Source organism: Shewanella morhuae, assembly GCF_003028295.1.
GTDB classification, from domain to species: Bacteria; Pseudomonadota; Gammaproteobacteria; order Enterobacterales; family Shewanellaceae; genus Shewanella; species Shewanella morhuae.
In genome coordinates, this window is record NZ_PYSG01000002.1 from 1806095 (window position 1) to 1830162 (window position 24068).

The 24068-nt window shown below is 42.2% G+C and carries 20 protein-coding genes; 10 read left to right on the forward strand and 10 right to left on the reverse strand.

Annotated features, from left to right (window positions below):
• Nucleotides 1–235 precede the first annotated feature (235 nt).
• The 3 genes from C9I43_RS08415 to C9I43_RS08425 all read left to right on the forward strand — a co-directional run bounded on the left by C9I43_RS08415 (nucleotide 236) and on the right by C9I43_RS08425 (nucleotide 5041).
• On the forward strand, nucleotides 236–2170 hold the full coding sequence (locus tag C9I43_RS08415; RefSeq protein ID WP_107883147.1) for a PrkA family serine protein kinase: 1935 nt from the start codon (nucleotides 236–238) through the stop codon (nucleotides 2168–2170).
• 66 nt (nucleotides 2171–2236) lie between these two features.
• On the forward strand, nucleotides 2237–3505 hold the full coding sequence (locus C9I43_RS08420; RefSeq protein ID WP_107883148.1) for a YeaH/YhbH family protein: 1269 nt from the start codon (nucleotides 2237–2239) through the stop codon (nucleotides 3503–3505).
• Nucleotides 3506–3514: 9 nt separating this feature from the next.
• Nucleotides 3515–5041, forward strand: coding sequence for a SpoVR family protein (locus tag C9I43_RS08425; RefSeq protein WP_107883149.1), 1527 nt, complete (start codon nucleotides 3515–3517; stop codon nucleotides 5039–5041).
• 113 nt (nucleotides 5042–5154) lie between these two features.
• On the opposite strand, the gene fadR is transcribed toward C9I43_RS08425, so the two are convergent.
• Complete coding sequence (gene fadR, locus C9I43_RS08430; protein WP_076499548.1) at nucleotides 5155–5871, reverse strand: fatty acid metabolism transcriptional regulator FadR; 717 nt, start codon at nucleotides 5869–5871, stop codon at nucleotides 5155–5157.
• A gap of 313 nt (nucleotides 5872–6184) precedes the next feature.
• On the opposite strand from fadR, the gene nhaB reads away from it, so the two are divergent.
• On the forward strand, nucleotides 6185–7786 hold the full coding sequence (nhaB, locus tag C9I43_RS08435) for a sodium/proton antiporter NhaB (protein WP_076499546.1): 1602 nt from the start codon (nucleotides 6185–6187) through the stop codon (nucleotides 7784–7786).
• Between the two features lie 104 nt (nucleotides 7787–7890).
• Nucleotides 7891–8418 carry a disulfide bond formation protein DsbB gene (dsbB, locus tag C9I43_RS08440; RefSeq protein ID WP_076499545.1) on the forward strand — a complete coding sequence of 176 codons (528 nt, stop codon included), beginning with the start codon at nucleotides 7891–7893 and terminating at the stop codon, nucleotides 8416–8418.
• 161 nt (nucleotides 8419–8579) lie between these two features.
• On the opposite strand, the gene C9I43_RS08445 is transcribed toward dsbB, so the two are convergent.
• From C9I43_RS08445 to speA, 8 genes are all read right to left on the reverse strand, one after another.
• Complete coding sequence (locus tag C9I43_RS08445) at nucleotides 8580–8954, reverse strand: SpoIIAA family protein (protein ID WP_107883150.1); 375 nt, start codon at nucleotides 8952–8954, stop codon at nucleotides 8580–8582.
• 254 nt (nucleotides 8955–9208) lie between these two features.
• A complete protein-coding gene (locus C9I43_RS08450) occupies nucleotides 9209–9565 on the reverse strand; it encodes a DUF3802 family protein (protein WP_076499542.1) in 357 nt (118 codons plus the stop codon).
• Between the two features lie 176 nt (nucleotides 9566–9741).
• A complete protein-coding gene (locus C9I43_RS08455; protein WP_107883151.1) occupies nucleotides 9742–10317 on the reverse strand; it encodes a YceI family protein in 576 nt (191 codons plus the stop codon).
• Between the two features lie 155 nt (nucleotides 10318–10472).
• Nucleotides 10473–10925, reverse strand: a complete 453-nt coding sequence (locus C9I43_RS08460) for a YaiI/YqxD family protein (RefSeq protein WP_076499539.1) — start codon at nucleotides 10923–10925, stop codon at nucleotides 10473–10475.
• Between the two features lie 63 nt (nucleotides 10926–10988).
• The gene (gene pdxH / locus C9I43_RS08465; protein WP_107883152.1) at nucleotides 10989–11627 is read right to left on the reverse strand and encodes a pyridoxamine 5'-phosphate oxidase; all 639 of its coding nucleotides are present in this window, start codon (nucleotides 11625–11627) and stop codon (nucleotides 10989–10991) included.
• Nucleotides 11628–11877: 250 nt separating this feature from the next.
• Nucleotides 11878–12810 carry an agmatinase gene (speB, locus tag C9I43_RS08470; RefSeq protein ID WP_076499537.1) on the reverse strand — a complete coding sequence of 311 codons (933 nt, stop codon included), beginning with the start codon at nucleotides 12808–12810 and terminating at the stop codon, nucleotides 11878–11880.
• Between the two features lie 29 nt (nucleotides 12811–12839).
• Nucleotides 12840–13781 (reverse strand): adenosylmethionine decarboxylase, encoded by a 942-nt coding sequence (locus tag C9I43_RS08475; protein ID WP_107883153.1) that lies wholly within the window; start codon nucleotides 13779–13781, stop codon nucleotides 12840–12842.
• Nucleotides 13782–13926: 145 nt separating this feature from the next.
• Nucleotides 13927–15840 carry a biosynthetic arginine decarboxylase gene (gene speA, locus C9I43_RS08480; protein ID WP_107883154.1) on the reverse strand — a complete coding sequence of 638 codons (1914 nt, stop codon included), beginning with the start codon at nucleotides 15838–15840 and terminating at the stop codon, nucleotides 13927–13929.
• A gap of 1189 nt (nucleotides 15841–17029) precedes the next feature.
• Here speA and C9I43_RS08490 point away from each other — a divergent pair.
• From C9I43_RS08490 to C9I43_RS08510, 5 genes are all read left to right on the forward strand, one after another.
• The gene (locus C9I43_RS08490; protein WP_107883156.1) at nucleotides 17030–17872 is read left to right on the forward strand and encodes a CvfB family protein; all 843 of its coding nucleotides are present in this window, start codon (nucleotides 17030–17032) and stop codon (nucleotides 17870–17872) included.
• Nucleotides 17873–18005: 133 nt separating this feature from the next.
• On the forward strand, nucleotides 18006–18674 hold the full coding sequence (locus tag C9I43_RS08495; protein WP_107883157.1) for a YceH family protein: 669 nt from the start codon (nucleotides 18006–18008) through the stop codon (nucleotides 18672–18674).
• 153 nt (nucleotides 18675–18827) lie between these two features.
• Complete coding sequence (locus C9I43_RS08500; protein WP_107883158.1) at nucleotides 18828–19658, forward strand: ABC transporter permease subunit; 831 nt, start codon at nucleotides 18828–18830, stop codon at nucleotides 19656–19658.
• Nucleotides 19655–20566, forward strand: a complete 912-nt coding sequence (locus tag C9I43_RS08505; RefSeq protein ID WP_107883159.1) for an ABC transporter ATP-binding protein — start codon at nucleotides 19655–19657, stop codon at nucleotides 20564–20566. The genes C9I43_RS08500 and C9I43_RS08505 overlap by 4 nt, the downstream gene beginning before the upstream one ends.
• A gap of 235 nt (nucleotides 20567–20801) precedes the next feature.
• Nucleotides 20802–21077, forward strand: a complete 276-nt coding sequence (locus tag C9I43_RS08510) for an HU family DNA-binding protein (protein WP_107883160.1) — start codon at nucleotides 20802–20804, stop codon at nucleotides 21075–21077.
• Nucleotides 21078–21156: 79 nt separating this feature from the next.
• Here the strand turns inward: C9I43_RS08510 and C9I43_RS08515 are convergent, their stop codons facing one another.
• Complete coding sequence (locus C9I43_RS08515) at nucleotides 21157–23796, reverse strand: TonB-dependent receptor (RefSeq protein WP_107883161.1); 2640 nt, start codon at nucleotides 23794–23796, stop codon at nucleotides 21157–21159.
• Nucleotides 23797–24068 lie beyond the last annotated feature (272 nt).

Consider the following 24068-nt stretch of genomic DNA (forward strand, 5'->3'; position numbering starts at 1 on the left):
ACCCAGAAAAAGAGCCCTCGCGGCTCTTTTTTTATGCTTTTAGTTTAGCCCCCTCACTTTGTTTCATTCAATTCAGCTTATTAAACAACAAGTGCAATAATTGCGTTTGCAACTATTTGTTGTTGTTTTATTTGATATTTTTTGTCGCAAGTGTTGAATAAGTGTCTAAGATTAGAGTAGGAAGCTGGTTAGTCAGCTCCGTTCCATGACATCACTGGCGTTTCAGGGGGTTTATATGGGCATTTTCGAGCATTACCAAAAGCGCTACGAGCAAAAACTCGATGAAGAATATTCTTTACAGGAGTTTCTCAACATCTGTAAAGCCGATCGCAGCGCTTACATGTCAGCATCGGAGCGACTACTACTTGCCATCGGTGAAGCAGAAGTCATTGATACCGCAAAAAATCCAACACTAAGCCGTATTTTTTCGAATCGACTTATTTCACGTTATCCCGCATTTAAAGATTTCTTTGGTATGGAAGATGCCATAGAGCAAATAGTGGCTTACCTTAAACACTCAGCTCAAGGTTTAGAAGAATCAAAACAAATTCTGTATCTACTTGGGCCTGTCGGCGGCGGTAAGTCATCATTAGCCGAGAAACTCAAAGCCCTGATGCAAAAAATACCCATTTATATCCTGAGCGCAAATGGGGTACGCAGCCCTGTCAATGATCACCCTTTTAGCCTATTTGATTTAGATGAAGATGGTCAGCTATTAAAAGATGAATTCAACATTCCTAGCCGCTATTTAAAAACGATTATGTCGCCTTGGGCGGTAAAACGCTTACATGAGTTTGGCGGAGATCTGGCCAAATTCCGTGTTGTTAAAGTATTCCCCTCCATTTTAGACCAAGTCGCTATCGCAAAAACGGAACCTGGAGATGAAAACAACCAAGATATTTCGTCACTTGTCGGTAAAGTGGATATTCGTCAACTTGAGCATTTCTCTCAAAATGATGCCGATGCTTACGCCTATTCGGGTGCTTTATGCCGTGCAAACCAAGGCATGATGGAGTTTGTGGAAATGTTTAAGGCGCCCATAAAGGTGCTGCATCCCTTACTCACGGCCACACAAGAAGGTAACTATAATGGCACTGAAGGCTTATCAGCCTTGCCCTATAGCGGCATTATCTTAGCTCACTCAAACGAGTCAGAATGGACAACTTTTAAAAATAATAAAAATAATGAGGCGTTTCTCGATAGAGTTTATATCGTCAAAGTCCCCTACTGTTTACGGGTCTCAGAAGAGCTACAAATCTATCAAAAGTTGTTATTCAACTCTGAGTTATCCAAAGCTCCCTGTGCGCCTGGCACTTTAGAAACTCTGGCACAATTTAGCGTACTATCACGCATAAAAAACACTGAGAACTCGTCTCTTTATTCTAAGATGCGGGTGTATGATGGCGAAAGTTTAAAAGACACCGATCCTAAGGCCAAGTCTTATCAAGAATATCGCGATTACGCGGGCGTCGATGAAGGTATGAATGGTTTGTCGACTCGCTTTGCCTTTAAGATTTTATCGCGAGTATTTAACTTCGACCACTCCGAAATAGCTGCAAACCCAGTGCATTTATTTTATGTACTCGAGCGCCAAATTGAACAAGAACAGTTCCCCACTGACACCGCCGAGCGTTATTTGGAGTTTCTAAAAGGGTATTTAATTCCCAAGTATGTCGAATTTATCGGCAAAGAGATCCAAACAGCTTATTTAGAATCTTACTCTGAATATGGTCAAAATATTTTTGATCGTTACGTCATCTATGCCGACTTTTGGATCCAAGATCAAGAGTACCGCGACCCTGAAACAGGTCAACTGTTCGATCGCGCAGCCCTCAATGCTGAACTGGAGAAAATTGAAAAACCCGCGGGGATCAGCAACCCTAAAGATTTCCGTAATGAAATCGTCAACTTTGTACTGCGCGCCCGTGCTAACCATGAGGGCAATAATCCACTTTGGACTAGCTACGAGAAACTTCGCACAGTTATCGAGAAAAAAATGTTTTCCAACACCGAAGATTTACTGCCTGTGATTTCATTTAACGCCAAAACCTCGAACGATGATCAGCGCAAACATGATGATTTTGTCAATCGCATGATGGAAAAGGGCTATACCAAAAAACAAGTTCGACTCTTATCAGAGTGGTACTTACGGGTTCGTAAATCTTCTTAAACTTGCGCGAACTCAGTACAAGGCTTTGGTATTGCCAAAGCCTACGCTAAGTTTTTGGAGGTAGGTATGGCGAACTTTATTGATAGACGGTTGAATGCGAAAGGGAAAAGTACAGTCAACCGCCAACGTTTTATCAATCGATATAAACAACAAATAAAAAAAGCGGTGAGCGATGCAGTGACTCGGCGCAGTGTCACCGATGTCGATAAAGGCGAAAAAATCAGTATTCCCACACGGGATATTAGTGAACCACTGTTTCGCCAAGGTAAAGGTGGTGTTAGGGATAGAGTGCACCCCGGCAACGATCAATTTACCCGCGGCGATAAAATTGACCGTCCACCCGCGGGTTCAGGTGGTGGCGCAGGTAAAGGTGAGGCCTCAGATTCCGGTGAAGGCGACGATGATTTTGTGTTCGACATTTCCAAGGATGAATACCTAGAGCTATTATTTGAAGACTTAGAGCTACCTAATCTTCAAAAAAATCGTCTGAATAAATTGGTTGAGTATCAAGTCTATCGTGCGGGCTTTACCAACGATGGCGTGCCTGCCAACATCAATATTGTCCGTTCATTGCGTTCATCACTGGCGCGCCGTATTGCCATGTCTGCCGGCAAAAAAAAGCGATTAAAGGAATTAGAGCAAAAGCTTATTGAACTGGAGAATATGCCAGGAACTAAAGCTGAATTAATCCTAGATTTAAAAAATCAGATCGAAGAGCTAAAGCAAAAAATCGCACGAGTGCCGTTTATCGACACCTTCGATTTACGCTTTAATAACTTTTCTAAACGAGAAATTCCTTCTAGCCAAGCGGTAATGTTTTGCTTAATGGATGTCTCAGGCTCTATGGATCAAGCCACGAAGGAGATGGCAAAACGTTTTTATATTTTGCTATATCTGTTTTTAACCCGTACCTATAAAAATCTAGAAGTGGTCTATATTCGTCACCATACACAAGCCAAAGAAGTCGATGAACACGAGTTTTTTTATTCCCAAGAAACTGGCGGTACTATTGTGTCTAGCGCCTTAAAATTAATGCACGAAATTCAACAGGCACGCTATCCCGCCAATGAATGGAATATTTATGCCGCACAGGCTTCAGATGGCGATAACTGGGCCGACGATTCCCCTACCTGTAAACAGCTATTAGAACAAAAAATATTGCCATTAGTGCGCTACTACAGCTATATCGAAATCACCAACCGTGCCCATCAAACCCTGTGGCACGAGTATGAATCCCTGCAACGACAATACGCCAATATTGCCGTACAACATATACGTCAAGCCGAAGATATTTACCCTGTCTTTAGGGAGCTATTTAAGAAACAAGCGGTTTAAGGGGGAAATATGGAGACAATTAAATCAACACCGCGGACGCCACTGAGCGATGGCCCAGATTGGAGCTTCGACTTGCTGCAGGACTACCTTAAGGAAATTGAGCGGGTAGCTGCGCTTTATAAGCTCAGCACTTATCCAATTCAAATTGAAGTCATCACCGCCGAACAAATGATGGATGCTTATGCAGGTATCGGCATGCCGATTGGTTATACTCATTGGTCTTTTGGTAAACGGTTTATTGAGACAGAACAAGGTTATAAGCGCGGTCAAATGGGGCTGGCCTACGAAATTGTCATTAACTCAAATCCTTGTATTGCCTATCTGATGGAAGAAAATACCATCACAATGCAGGCATTAGTCATTGCGCATGCCTGCTTTGGGCATAATAGTTTTTTTAAAAATAACTATCTATTCAAAACATGGACCGATGCCAGTTCGATCATTGATTATCTGGTATTTGCTAAAAATTATATTAGCGACTGTGAACAAAAACATGGCGTAGAACAAGTGGAAAGTATCATTGACTCTTGCCATGCACTGATGAATTACGGCGTTGATCGTTATAAGCGCCCCTCTGATATTTCATTCAGTGAAGAACAAGCTAGGCAAAAGGATCGTGAAGCTTATCTTCAAAGCCAAGTGAACGATTTATGGCGCACCATTCCAAGCCAGCACATGGATCAGTCGCAGGCAAAAACACGCCATTTTCCCGCTGAGCCGCAGGAAAATATCTTATATTTCATCGAGAAAAATGCACCATTACTAGAGCCATGGCAACGAGAGATCATTCGAATAGTGCGTAAAATGGCGCAGTATTTTTACCCGCAAAAACAAACGCAGGTGATGAATGAAGGCTGGGCTACTTTCTGGCATTACACTATCTTAAATCACTTATATGACGATGGCCTCGTTACAGATCGCTTTATCATGGAGTTTTTGCAGAGCCATACTGGCGTAATTGCCCAACCTGACTATTACAGCCGTCATTACAATGGCATTAATCCTTATGCATTAGGCTTTGCCATGTTTACTGATATTCGACGAATTTGCGAAAATCCAACCGATGAAGATAAAGCCTGGTTTCCCGACATTGCTGGTAGCAACTGGATAGAGACATTGCACTTTGCTATGCAAAACTTTAAAGATGAAAGTTTTATTAGCCAATATCTCTCACCTAAAGTCATACGCCAATTTAAATTATTTGGTATCCACGATGATGAAAAACGTAATTACCTGTCGGTATCCGCAATTCACGACCAACAGGGTTATCAAGATATTCGTCAGTTATTATCACAGCAATATAATCTGTCTAATATAGAACCCAACATTCAAGTGCATAATGTAGAGGTCAATGGTAATAGATCGTTAACACTACGTTATGTACCTAATAATGAAATACCATTAGCAAATAATCATAAAGAGGTATTAAAACATTTACATCGATTATGGGGATTCACTGTCACTCTAGAACAAATAAATGAAGACGCGAGTATTATTACCTTATCATCCTGCCCTGAAATCACTAAATTGGAATAGCATGTACCAAAAAGCTGTTACTAAAATAAGTATTTTTATAATAGTAACGGCTTTTATACAGAACATACTTCTAGCTTAATACGATATCTATAATGCCTATGTCATTACGGCAATTAATTATCTTGCGCGATAGAAGCAGGCATATCTTCACGTAATAATAACCACATTTTGCCACTATTCATGCCGTAGGTACGCATCAATGCGGATACATCGAGATAATTTTTAGCCTGTGCCAGTAGCTCGAGCTCTTTATAAAAGTTCAATGCCAGCAATCGCGCATCTGCACTTGTGAAATAGTAGCGTCCAACTCTACTATATAAACCTTTAAAACCATTTAAAATCAACACGTAAAGTGGATTTCCAGATGAGAATGCTAAGGTGTGGTGCAATAAATAGTCAAATTCAGCATAGGATTCAGCCGTATCTTCTAGTTGATGAATTTTCGCGAGTACGTCCACTGCAGTATCAGGATTATAACGCAGTGCACCACGGAAATAGATAGCACTCACATTAGTTCTGGCCGATAACAACTGGTCAACTAACACCGGAAATCCCTCAGGATTGAGATCGGCAATAGTCTCAAGAATATTCAAACCAGAGGTTTCCCAGAAGTTATTCACCCGAGTCGGTTTGCCATGTTGAATTTTCAACCACCCATCGCGCGCCAAGCGCTGCAGCACTTCGCGTAAGGTGGTACGAGTTACACCAATCAACTCGGAGAGTTCACGTTCAGCCGGTAAAATGGATCCTGGGGGAAATTTATTGTCCCATATGGATCTCACAATATACTTCTCTGCAAAACTTGCAGGTCCTTTGGCGTTGATTATCATCAGCCACTTATCCAGTTGTTGTGTACCTTAATGGTGACTGATCATACCAGAGCCGGAAAAAATGGAAACCATTCACTTAAATTCATCACGTTACCACAGCGTAAATGTGATGTGATTGTTCAAAAAAACAACCAAGACCAAGCTAGATTTAATCATTTCTGCCGATTAGCTCCGCTTTTTGAAATGTCATCAATATTATATCGTTACATTAGCATTCTCTTTAGGCTAGACTGATTTCACAAACGCAGGTATTAATAAAATTTTAATTAATACATATAGTGCAATTTTTAACATCATGAAAAGGAAGACTGACATGCCCGTGACAATGAGTCAGGCGTTTATTGGAAACTTCTTAGGAAACTCTCCTAAATGGTACAAGATCGCAATACTGTCATTTTTAATTATCAACCCGATACTCTTTTTCTATGTTGACCCCTTTGTCGCTGGTTGGGTGTTAGTCCTTGAATTTATTTTTACTCTAGCCATGGCATTAAAATGTTATCCATTACAGCCAGGTGGTTTATTAGCTATTGAAGCGGTCGCAATAGGCATGACTTCCGCAAGTCAAGTTCTGCACGAAATAGAAGCCAACCTCGAAGTATTATTGTTACTGGTCTTTATGGTGGCCGGTATTTATTTTATGAAGCAGTTATTATTATTTGGCTTTACTAAAATTATTACCAAAGTACGTTCTAAAATTTTAGTGTCATTGATGTTTTGCTTGGCCTCAGCATTTTTATCTGCCTTTTTAGATGCACTCACGGTTATTGCCGTTATTATTGCTGTTGGTGTTGGTTTTTACTCTATTTATCATAAAGTGGCCTCAGGCAAAGACTTTTCCGCCGATCACGATCATACCTCCGAAGGAAAAAATGCTAACGGTGACGATCAACTAAACGAACAAGAACTTGATGCTTTCCGTGGTTTTTTACGTAATTTGCTAATGCATGCTGGCGTAGGTACTGCGCTTGGTGGCGTGTGTACTATGGTTGGTGAACCACAAAACCTAATTATTGCTGCTCAAGCAAACTGGCAATTCAGCGAATTTGCCATTCGTATGTCTCCCGTAACGGTCCCTGTATTACTGGCCGGTATTTTAACCTGTTTCTTAGTCGAGAAATTCCATATTTTTGGTTATGGCGCAAAGCTTCCCGATGCAGTACATAAAATCCTATGTGATTACGCTGCACATGAGGATTCACGCCGCACCAATAAAGACAACATGAAGTTAATCGTACAAGCTTTAGTGGGTATATGGTTAATTGCAGGCTTGGCCTTACATTTAGCCTCTGTTGGCTTAATTGGTCTTTCCGTTATTATTTTAACCACTGCTTTTAACGGCGTAACAGATGAACATGCGCTTGGTAAAGCCTTTGAAGAAGCGCTACCTTTTACCGCCCTACTCGCTGTATTTTTTGCCGTGGTGGGGGTCATTATTGATCAGCATTTATTTGCTCCAGTGATCCAATGGGCACTGAGCTACCAAGGTAATACACAGTTAGTTATTTTCTATATTGCTAACGGTCTCTTATCTATGGTGAGCGATAACGTCTTTGTGGGCACTGTGTATATTAATGAGGTCAAAGCGGCGTTGATCAATGGCCAAATTACCCGTGACCAATTTGATTTACTTGCAGTGGCGATTAATACGGGAACAAACCTACCTTCAGTTGCAACACCTAATGGTCAGGCCGCATTTTTATTCCTATTAACCTCTGCCCTGGCGCCGCTTATCCGTTTATCCTACGGAAGAATGGTATGGATGGCATTGCCCTACACTATTGTACTTTCCATCGTAGGAGTGATGGCGATTGAAATCGGTTTCCTCGAACAAGCCACTCAGTATTTTTATGACTCGCAAATGATTATGCATCATAGTGCTAAAGAAGTGCTGGGCTCCATGAGTAGTCACTAATTTAAATGGCCATTAATTTTGTTTATTGACTGAACTTTATTTAATAAGTAGAGTCCAAAAAACGCCCCATGTTTGAGGGCGTTTTTGCTGATACGGAGCTCATTTTGACTGTACTAACCCGCTTTGCCCATTCTCGTTCGTCTTGGTTTCTTCTTGGTGGCACAGCCCTTGGATTAGAGCTAACCGCATTGTATTTTCAACATGTGATGAAATTGGACCCTTGCGTCATGTGTATTTATCAAAGGCTGGCGGTTTTTGGCCTATTAGCTGCAGGCTTAATCGGTATGATAGCGCCGAAATATCGAATTATTCGGCTCTTAGCTGCCTTGCTTTGGGCAGTGAGTGCAACTTGGGGGTTAAAACTGGCCTTGTCACTCGTGGATATGCAAACTAATCCATCCCCTTTCTCAACCTGCTCATTTTTACCAGAGTTCCCGACTTGGATGCCACTGCATGAATGGTTTCCTTCGATAATGCTCCCTACTGGCATGTGTACAGACACACCGTGGAGTTTTATGGGCGTGACAATGGCTGAATGGATGGTCGTTGCTTTCAGTGGGTTTTTAGTCGCTTGGCTGCTGTTTATCGTGCCTATTGTGAGTGGTTCAGCTAAACCTTCTCTATACAAATAAAGTGCTGGTAGCTAAGAAAATGACACTATCGCAAGTGACTAATTGAGAGAACAATTGATATTAAGTGCATCAGAAAACATCCATACATCAGATAAGGCACAGAAAACACAGCATGTGCCTTTGCTTAGCTCAGTAAATAATGACTGGCGATAATGCCATAATCAATTTGGAGGCGATTGGTCTAACCATACTTTAGCTGGTAAATTTTCATGGATGGCGAATACTTTGACAGGGCAAGGTAACATGCAGGCGAGCGTGGCAACCATAGTATTCATTCTAACGTCATTGACTAACATCACGGCCCTTGAAAAGTCGCTAAAATGAAATAGGCCTAAAACCGCATCATCCCACAAGGCTCCAACGGATATCCCCTCAAATTCTGACGTAAACTCGTACCACAGTCGAATACTGGCATGGTCTTGCAGCTTGGTTTCAATCGCGGGAATAAGATTGCTTTCAACATCCTCGCGGCTAACACAACCCGATGCAACAATCACTAATATGTCATCTGCATGACCCATAGAAACTGCTAGCATTGAGCACTCCTTAGCAATATTTGAGTTTTAGAAACGGTTCGAGGCATTGGATTAAAATTGAGCTAGAAATACAGAAAACAGCCTATAACAAGTTGTAGCGATAACTATTTTTCCACCAGAAGCAACCACTCATGATGAAAACATATAACGAAACGCATAGTGTACAAGACTAAAATAGCGAACCCTGCTGCATAAAGTTATTTCACCATCATCATTTATGACAACTATTTGCTCAAATAATACAATTTACCTAACTATGCAATGGCTTGTAATTTTGCAATTTCTTGATCGAACAAGTTTTTAATTAAACTGGAAAACTCGGTTATAAATAAGGTTTGTGCGGGTGTTGCCTTGTAATTAGCCACTAAGGCTAAAATTTCCTCTAAATCGTAAACTATGGCATCAACCTCGCGGATAATAATATTACGCTGTATGAATGATAATGACGGATTTTGACCACACACCATAATAATCTGCGCCGACAATTGTTCTTCAAACAATTCCATCACAGTATCATCTGAAATAACCTGAGAGCTCGGTGTTTCAAATAAGCCAAGATGTTCAGTTAAATACTGGATCAAATGTATGTAACCATCTTTATCTGTAACCATTCTTTACCCTTAAAACTCATTAACTTAGAATATAGCGCGATGCTACTTATATCATATCTATCAATATCAAAGAAGCCGATAATTCGGCTTCTTATCGAGATCCCACTGACACAACGTTGCTAACTCTATCTCATATTAACGAGTCAATATCGTGATCTACGCCAATCTTGTAAAAGTTACTGAGTTAAGGTTAGTACAAATGACACAGGTACGGCTTGACTAATGCTCGATAAACCTGCAATTTCACGTAATTTATCCACTCCAGCGTCAAGACCAAACTCATTTGCGTTAATTATCACTGGTTGAAAACTGCTGACTTGCAGTTTATTTTGCGTAATTTTAGTGATCAGCACTGAAAAAGTTTTAGTCTGCATTTTGCCATGCAGCGAAATTTTGCCCTCAATTTCCGCTATTGTACTTTCGCCAATGCCCAGTTCTTTGACTAACTTATTATCAACTTGCGACGACAACTTGAGTTCAGGATATAAAGACACTTCAAATAACAGACTCTGCATCCGCTCGTCGCGAATATCAATGCCGGTTGCAACACCGATTAGCGGGATAGTTAATTCAAATTGTCCATTATCTTTAAGCTGGCCTTTCAGTTGTTTAAAGTGATGAACCTCAGCGATATCACCTTTCTTTATCGACACAAAACTGACTCGAGAATCCTGTTCGTCCACTTGCCATTGGGCAAAGCAGCTAAAGCTGGCCATAGCAGATAACGCCGCTATTCCTATCCATTTTTTCATCGTCTCAATCCTCTAAAAGTGAGTTTAAAAGTCATGCCGTAAAGTAAATCGACAAGCGTGGCGGATAATAATACAACTCAGTTAACTGTATTCCGCACCACCTAACTGCCACTAAAGATACTCTTTTTATCCATTAGCGACCAGTAAACTATACTTCATACTCGCACTAGCCATTTATCTAAACTATTAGCAAAAGCCTGTTTATCCGCTTGAGAAAAGGTATCCGGCCCACCGGTATGCACGCCAGAACCCCGCAAGTCTTCCATAAAATCCCGCATCGTCAGTTTTTGTTTTATATTATCGACCGTATAGAGCTCGCCGCGAGGATTGAGAGCCAACGCCCCCTTTTCAATGATCAACGCCGCCAAAGGAATATCTGCGGTAATCACTAAATGCGTTGGTTCAACATGATCAACAATATATTGATCCGCCACATCAAAACCTGCACCCACACGAATTTGGCTGATATAGGGCGATGGCGGTATACGGATCATTTGATTGGCCACCAGCACTAGCGGCAAGGCTTTGCGCTCAGCCGCCCGAAACAGCATTTCTTTAATAGGATTGGGACAAGCGTCGGCATCGACCCAAATTTTATAATCACTCAATGTTATTTACTCAATACGTTAATGCTGACTGACAGTGGAGTATCATATTTGGTTTAACCTAAGCTATGGTGCTAAACGGTCAATATCCCACTCAGCTTGATGACGGGTGTAAATAAAACGATCATGCAGCCGATGCTCACCGCCCTGCCAAAATTCGATACTTGAAGGCCGCACTAAATAGCCCCCCCAAAAACTGGGTAATGGCACATCACCTTTGGCAAACTTAGCCTTCATCTCGAAGAACTTGCCCTCGAGTACTTGTCTGGCGCTCAGTTTACTTGACTGCTGCGACACCCAAGCGGCAATTTGGCTGTCCTTGGGGCGAGTTAGAAAGTATTTAAGCACTTCGGCGGTAGAAAGCGCCTGTGCCTCACCTAATACTGATACCTGACGCTCTAAAGGATGCCAAGGGAAATGCAAACTGATTTTATTGTTAGCAGCGATCTGCTGGGCTTTGCGGCTACCTAAGTTAGTAAAAAACACAAAACCTGTGTCATCAAAACGCTTAAGTAGCACAATCCGTTGAAAGGGTTGGCCGTGCTCATCAACCGTTGCTACGCACATGGCGGTTGGATCGCTAAGCTCCGCATCCCTTGCCTGCGCCATCCACAGTTCAAATAAATCCATCGGATTTTGCGGTAAATCGGCACGTCTTAAGCCGCTTTTGGCATACTCGCGGCGAATATCACTCAGATCTGTCATCAGGTTTCCTTAAGCAAACGGGCAGTCCAATCGTGACAATAACCTTAATTACATCCAAAGGTCATCGCATTAATGACATAAGTTTATCACGCATAATAGAAAGCTTAGCCTTTCTCGGCATCAATAATCCATAAAAATGCTAAGAAAAAAGCCAAGACATACGCCTTGGCTTTTATCATTAACTTGAACGCGAACATCGACTTATTGATAAGTGCTCATTACAGCGGTTAATGGTAACCGTTCAACTTAGTTACTTTTTAACTAAGCCTTTGCCAACGGCCCACACATGTAGCATTTCAAGGCCCAGCGTTGCGCCGGCTAATGCCGTAATGTCGGCAGAATCATAAGCGGGCGCGACTTCTACTACATCCATACCCACAATGTTCATACCACGTAAACCCCGGATGATTTTCATCGCTTTATCGCTGCTTAAACCACCGCATACAGGCGTGCCAGTACCAGGGGCGAATGCTGGGTCTAAACAGTCGATATCAAAGGTTACATATAACGGCATGTCACCTACCCGAGCACGAATTTGTGCCACTATGTCATCGGCGGTGATGTCGTTAGCGGTGGCGGCATCAATGACCTGATAACTATGGGTTTCACGCTTGTACTCAGTACGAATACCCACTTGCACAGAATGCGCAGGGTCGATAAGCCCTTCACGTGGTGCATGGTAGAACATAGTGCCATGATCGTACTTGCTACCTTGGCTATAAGTGTCGGTATGTGCATCGAAATGCAATAGTGCCATTTTGCCGTATTTTTTATAGTGGGCACGCAGCAAAGGCAGCGTCACAAAGTGATCGCCACCAAAACTTAACAAAGTTTTGCCAGCATCCAGCACTTGAGTCGCAAAGGCTTCTAAACGCTGGGTAAAATCTTCAGCATCACCACAGTTAAAGACTAGGTCACCTGCATCAACAATGTTAATACTTTTACTTAGGCTAAAATCCCAAGGCCAACGAGTGTCTTCCCAGGCTAAGTTAACCGATGCACGGCGGATTGCATCTGGGCCCATACGGCCGCCAGAACGTCCTGTGGTTGCCATATCAAATGGTAAACCAATCACAACAACGTTAGCATCACTTTCCAGTGGTTTGAAGTTAAGCGGTTGGCGTAAATAACCAAACGCGTTGGAATACAGTGAATAATCTGGTTTATCAGCAATCGTGGTCATACACACTCCCAAAAGCAAACGCCAAAAATTTACATGAGTTCAGGGATCAGCACTTCAGTTTGCAACTGCTGATAGTGACTAAAACCAATATGATAACCTTGCTCAGTCGTGAATGAGCCACTCGCTAAGCATAAATGGGCAGGAAATTCCTGCGTTGAATAATCAGTATTAAAATTGATAATATCCCAGCTCTCGGGGGCAAACAGCGTTAATAATCGCCCCAACAGATGGTGAGAATACCGCGCTAAATCAAGATTAGTTTCAAAACTCACGTAAGAGCTTGCACAAGTCTTGTCGCTTTGTGGCGTAACATGCAAAGTAACATAATATTTTCCCCACAAGCCGTTCATCGAAAAACCTGTAGGGGTAAATAAATGCGCGTCTATCTCAAATTCAGGAAATAAATGCTTAAATCTAAATGCAGCGCACAACTCATCACAACTGTGTGGGCCACCATTAAGATAGTCGGCGAGCTCGCCACGAATGTGGTACATCAATAGCTCACTCGTGCAGTCATTTTTTGCTGCTTGATAATCGCTATCAGAGCAGAAAAAATAATGATGGTGACTGTCTAAATGCCCCACTCGACACGCATTACCTGCAATACGTTGCCGCAGCTTGCTAATATCATCAGCAAAACTGCTGGCTTGCAAATGTGCTTGGTATTCATTTTTTCGCTGGTAACTCACCAGCGCCATTGAGGATGAACCAAGCGCATCAATAAAATAACAAGCGGCGTCCACTAAGGTGCTAGTACCGCAGGTAAGTATAAGGAACCGGTCATGCCACACAAACAAGCTAGACTCACTCAATAGATAGGCATCGCACTTGGGGTTACTGATGTGCGACAGTATTTCAGCATGGGCGCAGTTGACTAAGGCTGACCAAAAACTCACATCGAGTTCGCGTAAATTCGGCGTAGACGCCGTCACGATAATCTCCAGTTTTTTTTCTGAGCCTTCAAAAAACATCAAATCCTTACCCCATTTGTCGTTGATATTGATAACTTATTTCTTGCTATACCTCGTCATTAAACTGGGTCAGCTTTTATGGGCGCTAGAAAGCAAAAAATCAGCCTAAGTGACCTTAGACTGATTTATGTTAACACACTAAATCTTAAGAAAAATCTTCTAAGTAAGTGTAGCCTTTGAGGCCAACTTGCAGTTCTTCCAAAATTTGTGCACGTTCATCTTCGGCAATATGCATATTCACTAACTCTTCATAGGTACGCATAAAGGCCACCGCATCTAAGTTAACGTAACGCAATACGTCGGCAACCGTGTCACCTTCCAATACAGATTCAATGTTAGTGACACCGTTCTCTTCGATACGAACAACCGCTGAGTTTGTATCACCAAACAAGTTATGCATATCACCCAAAATTTCTTGGTATGCACCCACAAGGAAGAAACCAATAAGATATGGACTATCGGCGCTCCACGCTGGCACTGGTAGTGTGGTTTCAATCCCTTGACCATCTACGTATTGATCAACAATACCGTCAGAGTCACAGGTGATATCGAGCATCACAGCACGGCGCTCAGGGGCTTTATCTAAACCTGATAACGGCAATACTGGGAATACTTGATCAATACCCCAAGCATCGGGTAATGATTGAAATAATGAGAAGTTAACAAAAAACTTATCAGCTAACTTTTCATTGAGCTCATCAATAATCGGTCTGTGATAACGGTTTTTCGGGCTCAATAACCCTTGTACTTCATGGCAAACTCGTAGGTTAGTCTGCTCAGCCCACGCACGCTCAGCCAAAGTTAATTGACCTAAAGCGAATAACGAATGCGCTTCTTGTAAGTCACTTTGACTATCGTGATAAATCTCAATTAGCGCACGTTGGTCAGCACGGCCGCTGATCTCAGACCATGAATGCCACATATTATGTAATAATTGTGGTGATTCTTCTGCTGGCGCTTGAATATTCTCAGGATGATACGCTTCAGTACCGATAACATCGGTGATCAACACTGCGTGGTGCGCGGTTAAGTAACGGCCAGATTCTGAAATAATACGTGGCATAGGCTGCTCGTATTCATTACAGATGTCAGTCAATACATTAACAATATTGTTAGCATATTCGGTCAGACCATAGTTCATTGAATTATTACTTTGGCTACGTGTGCCATCGTAATCCACCGCTAAACCACCGCCGACGTCAAAGCAATTAACGCTAGCGCCTAATTTACGTAATTCACAGTAAAAACGACCCGCTTCACTCACACCTTGGCGAATATCGCGGATGTTGGCAATTTGCGAACCTAAGTGGAAATGCAACAACTGCAACGAATCCAGCATATCATTTTGCTTAAGCTGTTCAACCACCAGCAAAATTTGCGCAGCAGATAGACCAAACTTAGATTTTTCGCCGCCGCTCGCCTGCCATTTGCCTTTGCCTTGAAATGCCAAACGCGCACGCAAACCTAAACGCGGCGTTACGCCCAAACGCTTAGACTCAGCCAACACCATCTTCAGCTCAGACAGTTTTTCTAAAACGATATAAACCTTATGACCCAGCTTTTCACCAATCAGTGCTAAGCGGATATATTCGTTATCTTTGTAACCATTACAAACGATAACTGAACTGGCTTTTTGCGCCATGGCTAACACAGCCATCAGCTCAGGCTTACTGCCCGCCTCTAAGCCCAGTTGTGGTACTTCTTTTGATGCCTGACTCGCAAGGATCTCTTCTACCACGGTTTGCTGCTGATTTACTTTAATTGGGTAAACCAGCAAATAGTCCGCCTGATACTCATATTTTTGTATCGCTTGGTCAAATGCTTGGCACAAACTGTTCACTCTGTGGTGCAGAATTTGCGGAAAACGAACTAGCACAGGTAAAGCGACGCCCGCTTTAACCATGTCTTTGGCTAGCTCATTTAAGCCAATCTTGTAATCAGGATTTTGTGGATCCGGTGATACTGTTACTTCACCTTGATCGCTAATCCCATAAAAACCTTGGCTCCAGTGAGTAACGTTGTACCCAGCACGAGCATCATCAATAGACCAATCATTCATTATTATTTAGCCCGTCTAGTAAAAAATGGGTTAAACGGTTATGGCTTTATAGCACAACCGCCCGTTCGACAAACCCAGGCAAAGGGACACTTTACCTGACATACACGAAGGTGGATTTCACCTTCTCCTTAATGCCGCAACGTCACGTTATTGTAAGTGACATTGCCGCGATTTTCATTAACGCGCAAGAGACCATTCACCTCGGCGCATTTTATCGTATCTTCTTGAAGGTAAAATAATTACCTTGCTTCAGTAAAGCTATCTTTACTTGCTTCATGTGTATTGACACTAAGGCTAAACAGTACAAATAGCGCCAAAAAGCCAAATAAAGTCCTCAGCCATATTCTTAAAACATCAAACCAACAAGCAGCTTAAAGACGTTCGCAAGAAGTTAAGACCTTCAGAAACGGGTAACACTAATAGAAAACGACAACCGATAACACTGAACTCGCGAAAACGCTAAACCAGTTTATCTCTAGGCAAGATTATTTTAACAGGGGACTATTGGCTTCTTCGCGGCCAGAATTGATGCGGATCAACGTGAGATGCTTAAGGCCGGTATCATCATATGGCACAACAATCGAGTGTTGGCATTGTGACACTTTAAGGCAAAGTGTAAAAAATGGATGCTTGTGCATTAGCTAATAAAAACCCTCTTAACCCCATGTAATTTTATATTTGTTAACTACATGGTTAATGACGACTGAACCATAAAAGCGTATTACTCACGTAACATTTTTCGAGTCTGCAACGAGCAATGTCGCTGAACGGCGCAATTAAACCGCGCTATGTCTTAGAATGCAAGTAACAATCTCATTTAATCTTTTACATTAAAATATAATAAACACTCACGCAACAAACCTTAGATGCACCACGCCATGACTACATTACTTATCAGTGACTTACGAAGATATATCTAGTACAAGCCTGTTCAATATTTTTTAATGGCACTTGTAACAACTTCTAGTATTCCCCCTTACAAATAGCCCTAGATTTTGTGTGTAAATCCGCAGTGAGTAATAAAGCGTTTATAGCTCGCCCAACATCACCGCTGGACTTAAGTCAAATCTGCGCGGATTAACCACCTAATTAGGCGAAGATAAAACCTAAAAACAATAATGCTGCAGTTTCAGCAGCAAAACATATATAATCGCAGCCGAATCACATTCCATTATGCACAGAGAGATACATGGTACAGATAGGTAAAACCTGCAAACTTGAGGTTGTAAAACAAGTCAGCTTTGGTGTGTATTTAAACGCACACGAATTAGGGCAAGTACTGCTGCCAAACAAAGTCACCCCTAAGGACTGCCAAGTCGGTGATTTGCTTGACGTGTTTCTGTATCTAGATTCTGAAGATATCGTGATTGCTACCACGCGGCGCCCACTGGCTCAGGTCGGCGAATTCGCTTACTTAAAAGCCGTCGCAACTGGTCCTTATGGCGCCTTTTTAGACTGGGGATTAGATAAAGACTTATTATTGCCCTTTGGTGAGCAACACAAACCTATCGAAGAAGGCCGTTCTTATCTGGTCTATGTACACGCAAACCGCGCTGATGAGCGCATCATGGCCTCATCAAAAATCGATAAATTTCTCGATAAAACTGAACCAGACTATACCGTTGGTCAGCAAGTTGATTTATATATTGGCGGCACCACAGACTTAGGCTACAAAGCCATTATTAATCATGCCCATTGGGGAGTGATTTTTGAAAATGAAGTATTCCAAAAACTGCGTTTTGGCCAAAGAGTTAAAGGCTTTATCAAACAAGTGCGCAACGATGGAAAAATCGATCTTGTGCTGCAACAAGGCAGTAAAGAAGAGTTAGATAAACACGCCCACATTATCTTAATTAAACTCAAACAAGCTGGCGGCTTTTTACCCCTGACCGATAAAACCGATGCTGAAATCATTTACGATCAGCTTGGCATGAGTAAAAAAGCCTTCAAAAAAGCAATAGGCGGTCTATTTAAAAGTAGCCGACTGAGTATCGATAATGACGGTCTGCGTTTAACTGAAACGGCAGAATAATTAACTCTATTCAACACTTAGCATTAAAGTTGTACAGTTTAGCGCCACTAAGGCAGAGTTCGACTGACAACTCCTAGGATATTAAGCATGGCTCTGTTATAAACAAAGCCATGCTTTTTTCTTTGGAGCTTATATGGAACTCACGTTACACGAAGCCAGAGTCATCGGATGCCTGCTTGAGAAAGAAATCACCACCCCAGAGCAATATCCACTCTCGTTAAACTCACTCACCTTAGCCTGCAATCAAAAAACCAGTCGCGAGCCGGTACTCGATCTTAGCGAAACCCAAGTACAAATTGCCCTCGATTCCCTCACTAAAAAGCGTTTACTTAGTGAACAATCGGGATTTGGCAGTCGTGTGGTCAAATATAAGCATCGATTCTGCAATACTGAATTCAGCGAACTGCAACTGTCACCCGCAGCGCTCGCCATTGTCTGTTTGCTGTTATTACGTGGCCCACAAACACCCGGAGAGTTACGCACTCGCAGCAATCGTTTGCACGAGTTTAAAGACGTTGTCGAAGTAGAAGATTGTATCCGCCAATTAATGAGCCGTGAAAAAACGTTTTTAAAACAATTGCCCAGAGAAGCTGGCCGCCGCGAATCCCGCTATGTGGAATTGTTCTCAGCAGCTTCTGCGCTGTTAGAAAGTGTTAGCTCATCATTTCATGTAACGACAAGCAATCCCCATATGTCTGCCGAGTCTGAGCCACCTGCGCTAGTCAAAAGAGTGACCGAGCTTGAGCTGCAAGTCGCCGAGCTAACACAAAAACTCGATGAGCTAATCGCCTCGTTGAGCTAAGCATTGTGGAAACATGTGCCATTTACATCTAAGTCGAATGGCACTAATAGGCTGAGCCATTGTCTACCTGAGTATGTCTATCGATGCGTATTCACCCAAGAGAAGATATTTAACCTCCCTAAACTTTAGCGCCAAGAATAATAGAGAAAGCACATGACCCATAATCCACCGAGTAGTTTCAACAACATGCTTCTCATCGCCATGTTTGAACTGCGAAAATTTTTATTCAACACCCGAGGGATCATCGCCTTACTTGCCTTCGCTTTAGTCTGGGGCGTATTACTGCTATATCCCATTCAAAGCGCGTCAGCCATGTTGTTGCAGCCTAATGTGAAAGATATCATTGATGGCTTATTTGGCGTCAACACCCTCAATGTACTCTTTGAGTGGCCGGTAGCAGAAATGGCCGTGTTTTGGTGTTTTGCACTGTACTTGTTCCCGATGTTTAGTATTTTAATTGCTGCGGATCAATTTTCTTCGGATAAAACCCGTGGCACACTACGGTTTTTAACCATACGCACCAGTCGCGATAGCTTATTATTTGGTCGTTTTCTCGGCCAAATTTTAATCCAGAGTTTGCTTATCCTATTAACGATTATCGCCACAGTCGTACTCGCGATCAGCCGTGACAGCCAACTCTTGTTACCAGCATTAAGCTCTGGCGCCTTAGTTGGCCTTAACCTCATCATAGTGATCTTGCCCTACACGGCAGTGATGACCTTATTGTCTTTATATGCGCGCACGGTGCGCCAAGCAATGGTGTTTGCCACTATTTTATGGACTGTGATTTCTATTGCTATCATGATATTAAGCAGTCAAGCGAGCGTACTGGCACAGCTACAATGGGTGTTACCCGGCGCTCAGTTATCGAATATGCTCAATACTAATGGTCTTTACAGCTTAGTCTACGCACCTATTCCACTGTTACAAACCGCTGCGGCCCTCTTGCTCGGCAGAATTTATATGCAAAGGAGCTCGCTATGAGTCTGATCCAATGCCAAGGACTATCACAATTTTACGGCAGTAAAAAAGCGCTGAATAATGTTAACTTTAGCCTAGAAGCAGGAGCACCTATCGCGCTTGTCGGTCCAAATGGCGCGGGTAAAACCACCCTATTTAGTCTGTTATGCGGTTATTTATCCCCAAGTGCTGGCAGCATAACCATACTCGGCGAAGCGCCTAACAGCCCTAAGCTACTGGGTAAAATTGCCGCGCTACCGCAAGATGCTGCACTGGATCCTAACCTGACGATTGTGAGCCAACTCTGCTTTTTCGCGCGGCTGCAAGGTATGAGTGCAGAACAAGCCAAACATGAAGCGATTCGCGTATTGGCTTTAGTTGATTTAGCCGATGTTGCAGAACAAAAACCACCGAGCCTCAGCCACGGCATGAGTAAACGGGTATCGATTGCACAGGCGCTAATTGGCTCACCCGAGTTAGTGTTATTAGATGAGCCGACCGCGGGACTCGATCCTGCTAACGCAAAAAAAGTCCGTGAACTGGTCAAAGCTTTATCGTCCACCACTACCTTTATGATCAGCTCCCATAATCTCGATGAGCTCGAAAAGCTATGCGATCAAGTGTTGTATTTAGATAAGGGCCAGCTAAGCCAAGCCGTATCGATGCATGCATCGACCGGTAGCGATTACCTCACCTTAACCATGCAAAGCTGTGATAGTGAGTTACTGCAAGCGGAAGTGGCCAAACTGGCGGGTGTGGTCAACATTAGCTCAAAACAGAGCAATGTATTTATTATCCAGCTTGCCATTGATGAAGATAAATCTCAGGACAGCGATATTGAAATGCATCTATTTAGCCTCTTCAACCAACATAAATGGCAATATAAAATGCTCCTTAAAGGTCGCACGTTAGAAGAAACCCTATTTTCGTAGGTTAAACACTTATCGCTTAAGCGCAGTACACTTTGCGTTTAAGCGATAACGCCTAAAATAAAAACCTAAAACCAACAATATTTACGACAAACTATAAACATCAATTATCTTACGCATTACAAACCTGCCAATAAATCACCACTCTCGCACTCCGCACTCGCTATGACTTCCAATATGATAATACGCTTGTTATAAATTGCCCTCGATTGAACTTAAGCTGATTTCAGAGGTTTGTATGAACAAAGCACAACTTGTCCGACGTATTGCAGCTGAGCTTAATGCCTCACAAGCGAGCACTAAACCAGTGGTTGAGCAGATATTGCAACAGTTCCACATAGCCTTGAGTGAAGGCGAAAAAATCTTCCTGCCACAATTTGGCACTTTTGAGCTGAGATACCATTTAGCTAAAACCGGTCGCCATCCGCAAACGGGTGAAGCCATTGAAATTGACGGTTACAATCAACCAAGCTTTAAAGCCTCAACCACATTAAAACTGCAAATAAATCGCTAGATCTGAAGAAAATATATAAAATTTTTTGCAAAAAAACCTCCGCAAGCGGAGGTTTGGGCTACCCAGGGAGGCGGATAACTTAAAACTTTTGGTTAAGTCTCAGGTAATAAGTACGACCTAACACATCATATAAACCTACGTTCACATCACGATAATCGGCATAGTTGTAGCTATGTGGAGTTTCAGCATCAAACACATTATTAACCCCTACTGTAATTGAACCGTTATAAGCATGACTATAAGCAAGTTGGATATTATGTTTAAAGTAGCTAGAGTAATCGACATAACGGTCGGTTTCTTCTAACTCATTATAATAACCCGCTGATTGGCTACCGATATATACAACTGTCCAAGCGGCTGAGAAATCGTCATATTTCCAGCTTGTGGCAAAGTTACCACGCCAATCTGGAGTATCAGTCAGACCCGCATAATCAATCATTTCAGCATCGGCATTATCTTGCTTTTTAAAGTCAAGCACATGCGTCAAGTCCAGCTTAAAATTGAAATCACCAAAACCGGTCTCAAAGTTGTATGCCGTCACAAAATCAATACCAGAGGTTTCAACTGTCGCTAAGTTGCGAACTCCAGCTTCAATATATTCAATTTTACCATCTGGGCCACGAGTAACATAGGGAGATGAACCACTTTTGATTTCATCACGTAAGATATCATCGACATCAATAGATTCAATCTTATTGTCATAGGTAATTGAGTAATAAGACAGTTCTAAGTTCCATGCATCACTAACGTTCCAGACGCCACCCAAGGTTAATGAATTACCTTCTTCCGCTTCTAAATCTGGATTACCGCCGTACCAAGTTTTATGTTGGTTATTGGTATTACAATATATCGCATCCACATTACCAGATTGGTTACACCAGAGAGAATCAACACTCTTCTCAAAACTTAAAGACTGAGACGAGAACATTTCGCTCATATTAGGTGCGCGGAATGAGTCACCATAGCTCGCACGCAACAGTAAAGTGTCCACTGGCCGCCAGCTCAAACCAAACTTAGGCACCACGGCATCGAAAGTTGATGAGTTAACCACGGCACCTTGAGGGCCAGTTAACGCACCTTCCTGCTCATAACGCTCATAACGCACTGCCGCAGAAAACTCAACATTGGCGGGTAAACCAACTTGAAACTCTAAATACGCCGCACTACGATCGCGTGTGGCATCAACATCATCACCACCTGAACCACCAGAAATAATTCCCGCTGCTGACTCTGGATCGCTGGTTTGCTTGAACTTGATCATTTCATATTCAAGTCCACCCACCATAGCCACAGAAAAATCGTCTTCTTCTATCAACAAAGCAGAAGCCAATCCATCAAACTGTGTACTTTCAAACTTACCTTGATAAACCCCTGTATGCGCCGCTTTACGATACAGTTCTGTCATCTGCTGATTCCACTGCTCATAATTCATACCAGAGGTATTAAAAATATCATATTGCTCTGAATCAATTCCCTGTTGAATGATATCGTCGTTTAGCAAGTTATAATTAAAGCTATTAGTTGTCGATGCAGCATGCTGAGCATTTAATTCCCAATCAATCCCGTCGCCAACATTAATCGTGCCCAAGAAACCGGCTAAAATATCAAAATTATTGGTTTCAGTTAACGTGTCACGCTCGCCAAGTTGCGCACCGCGCATATAAAGCGTCATATCCTCACCGATAGGATTAAATTTATTATCGGCATCCATTACAGGGTAATTAGTCGATACTGGCGTGCCCGCATAACGAGACTCAGTTTCCGCTAATGAAGCAGATGCCCGACCTCTAAATTTAATATCTTCTGTAATTTCATAGTTGAAATTAGATAAAACAGAATTACGAGTTTGGTCACCAAATAATTTAGTCACACTGCCAGGATCATATAAACAACGACCACTCGCATCATCCATTGATGTATTTTCGGTTTGTTGGCATAAATCCGCATTACTGACCCAACTCGAAGCCGCTTTACCATTAGGCACCGAGCTAAAGCTACTCAAAGAGTTATAACTTGGATCGTTAACTCTCCAAATATCACGATCCATTACAGCTTTAGTATCATAATATTCATAGGTTAATGTAATGTTGCCTTTGTCTGTATTGTAACCCGTTGCAATTGATAAACGATTGGCGTCCCCACCTTCTACACTCGGTTGCTCAGTACTGTAATCAAGCTGCACTCCTTGGAATTCTTTCTTGGTGATGATGTTAATCACGCCAGCAACCGCATCAGAACCATAAACAGCTGAAGCGCCATCTCTAAGAATTTCAATACGTTCTACAATAGCCATTGGAATTGAAGATGTATCTGCCACAGAGCCTGAGCTCGAGCTAGTGCCCGGCATACGACGACCATCAAGTAATACTAATGTTGCTGAAGATCCTAAGCCTCGTAAATTGACATCACTGGTCGAACTCGCTCCCGAACCATAGCCGGAAATACCACGCCAAGAACCAAAACTATTAATTGCAGAGTTATTCAAAACATCTGCAACGGTTTTTTCGCCCGTCATGGCAATATCGGCAGCGTTAATAACTGTAACAGGTGAAACTGTTTCCATATCCACTTGTTTGATACGAGAACCGGTAACTTCAATACGTTCAACTTTTGTATTTTCTTCAGCAGCAAAACTTAATCCAGAAAAAACTAAACTACTTGTTGCTACAGTAATTAAACTAGCGCGCACGGCTTTAGCCGTTAAGGTTAAACAACTCATCAATGACTCCTTGATTCCAATAAAAGCTATTTTTAATTTTTATATTTTTGTCACGAACTTAACTTCGTTGCGACAATAATGTTAACGAGCCACATTTAAGTCAACAAATAAAAAACAAACAGCTTCGTATATAAACAAATTGATACATATCAAAAGAAAGGTGATGAGTGTTTTAAAGGAATAGATATTGTATATCAGCCTGTTAACAGATAGCTGGCAAAATAACTTACAATACAGCGATGGGATACATATAGTTTCATTTGTTGCTAACT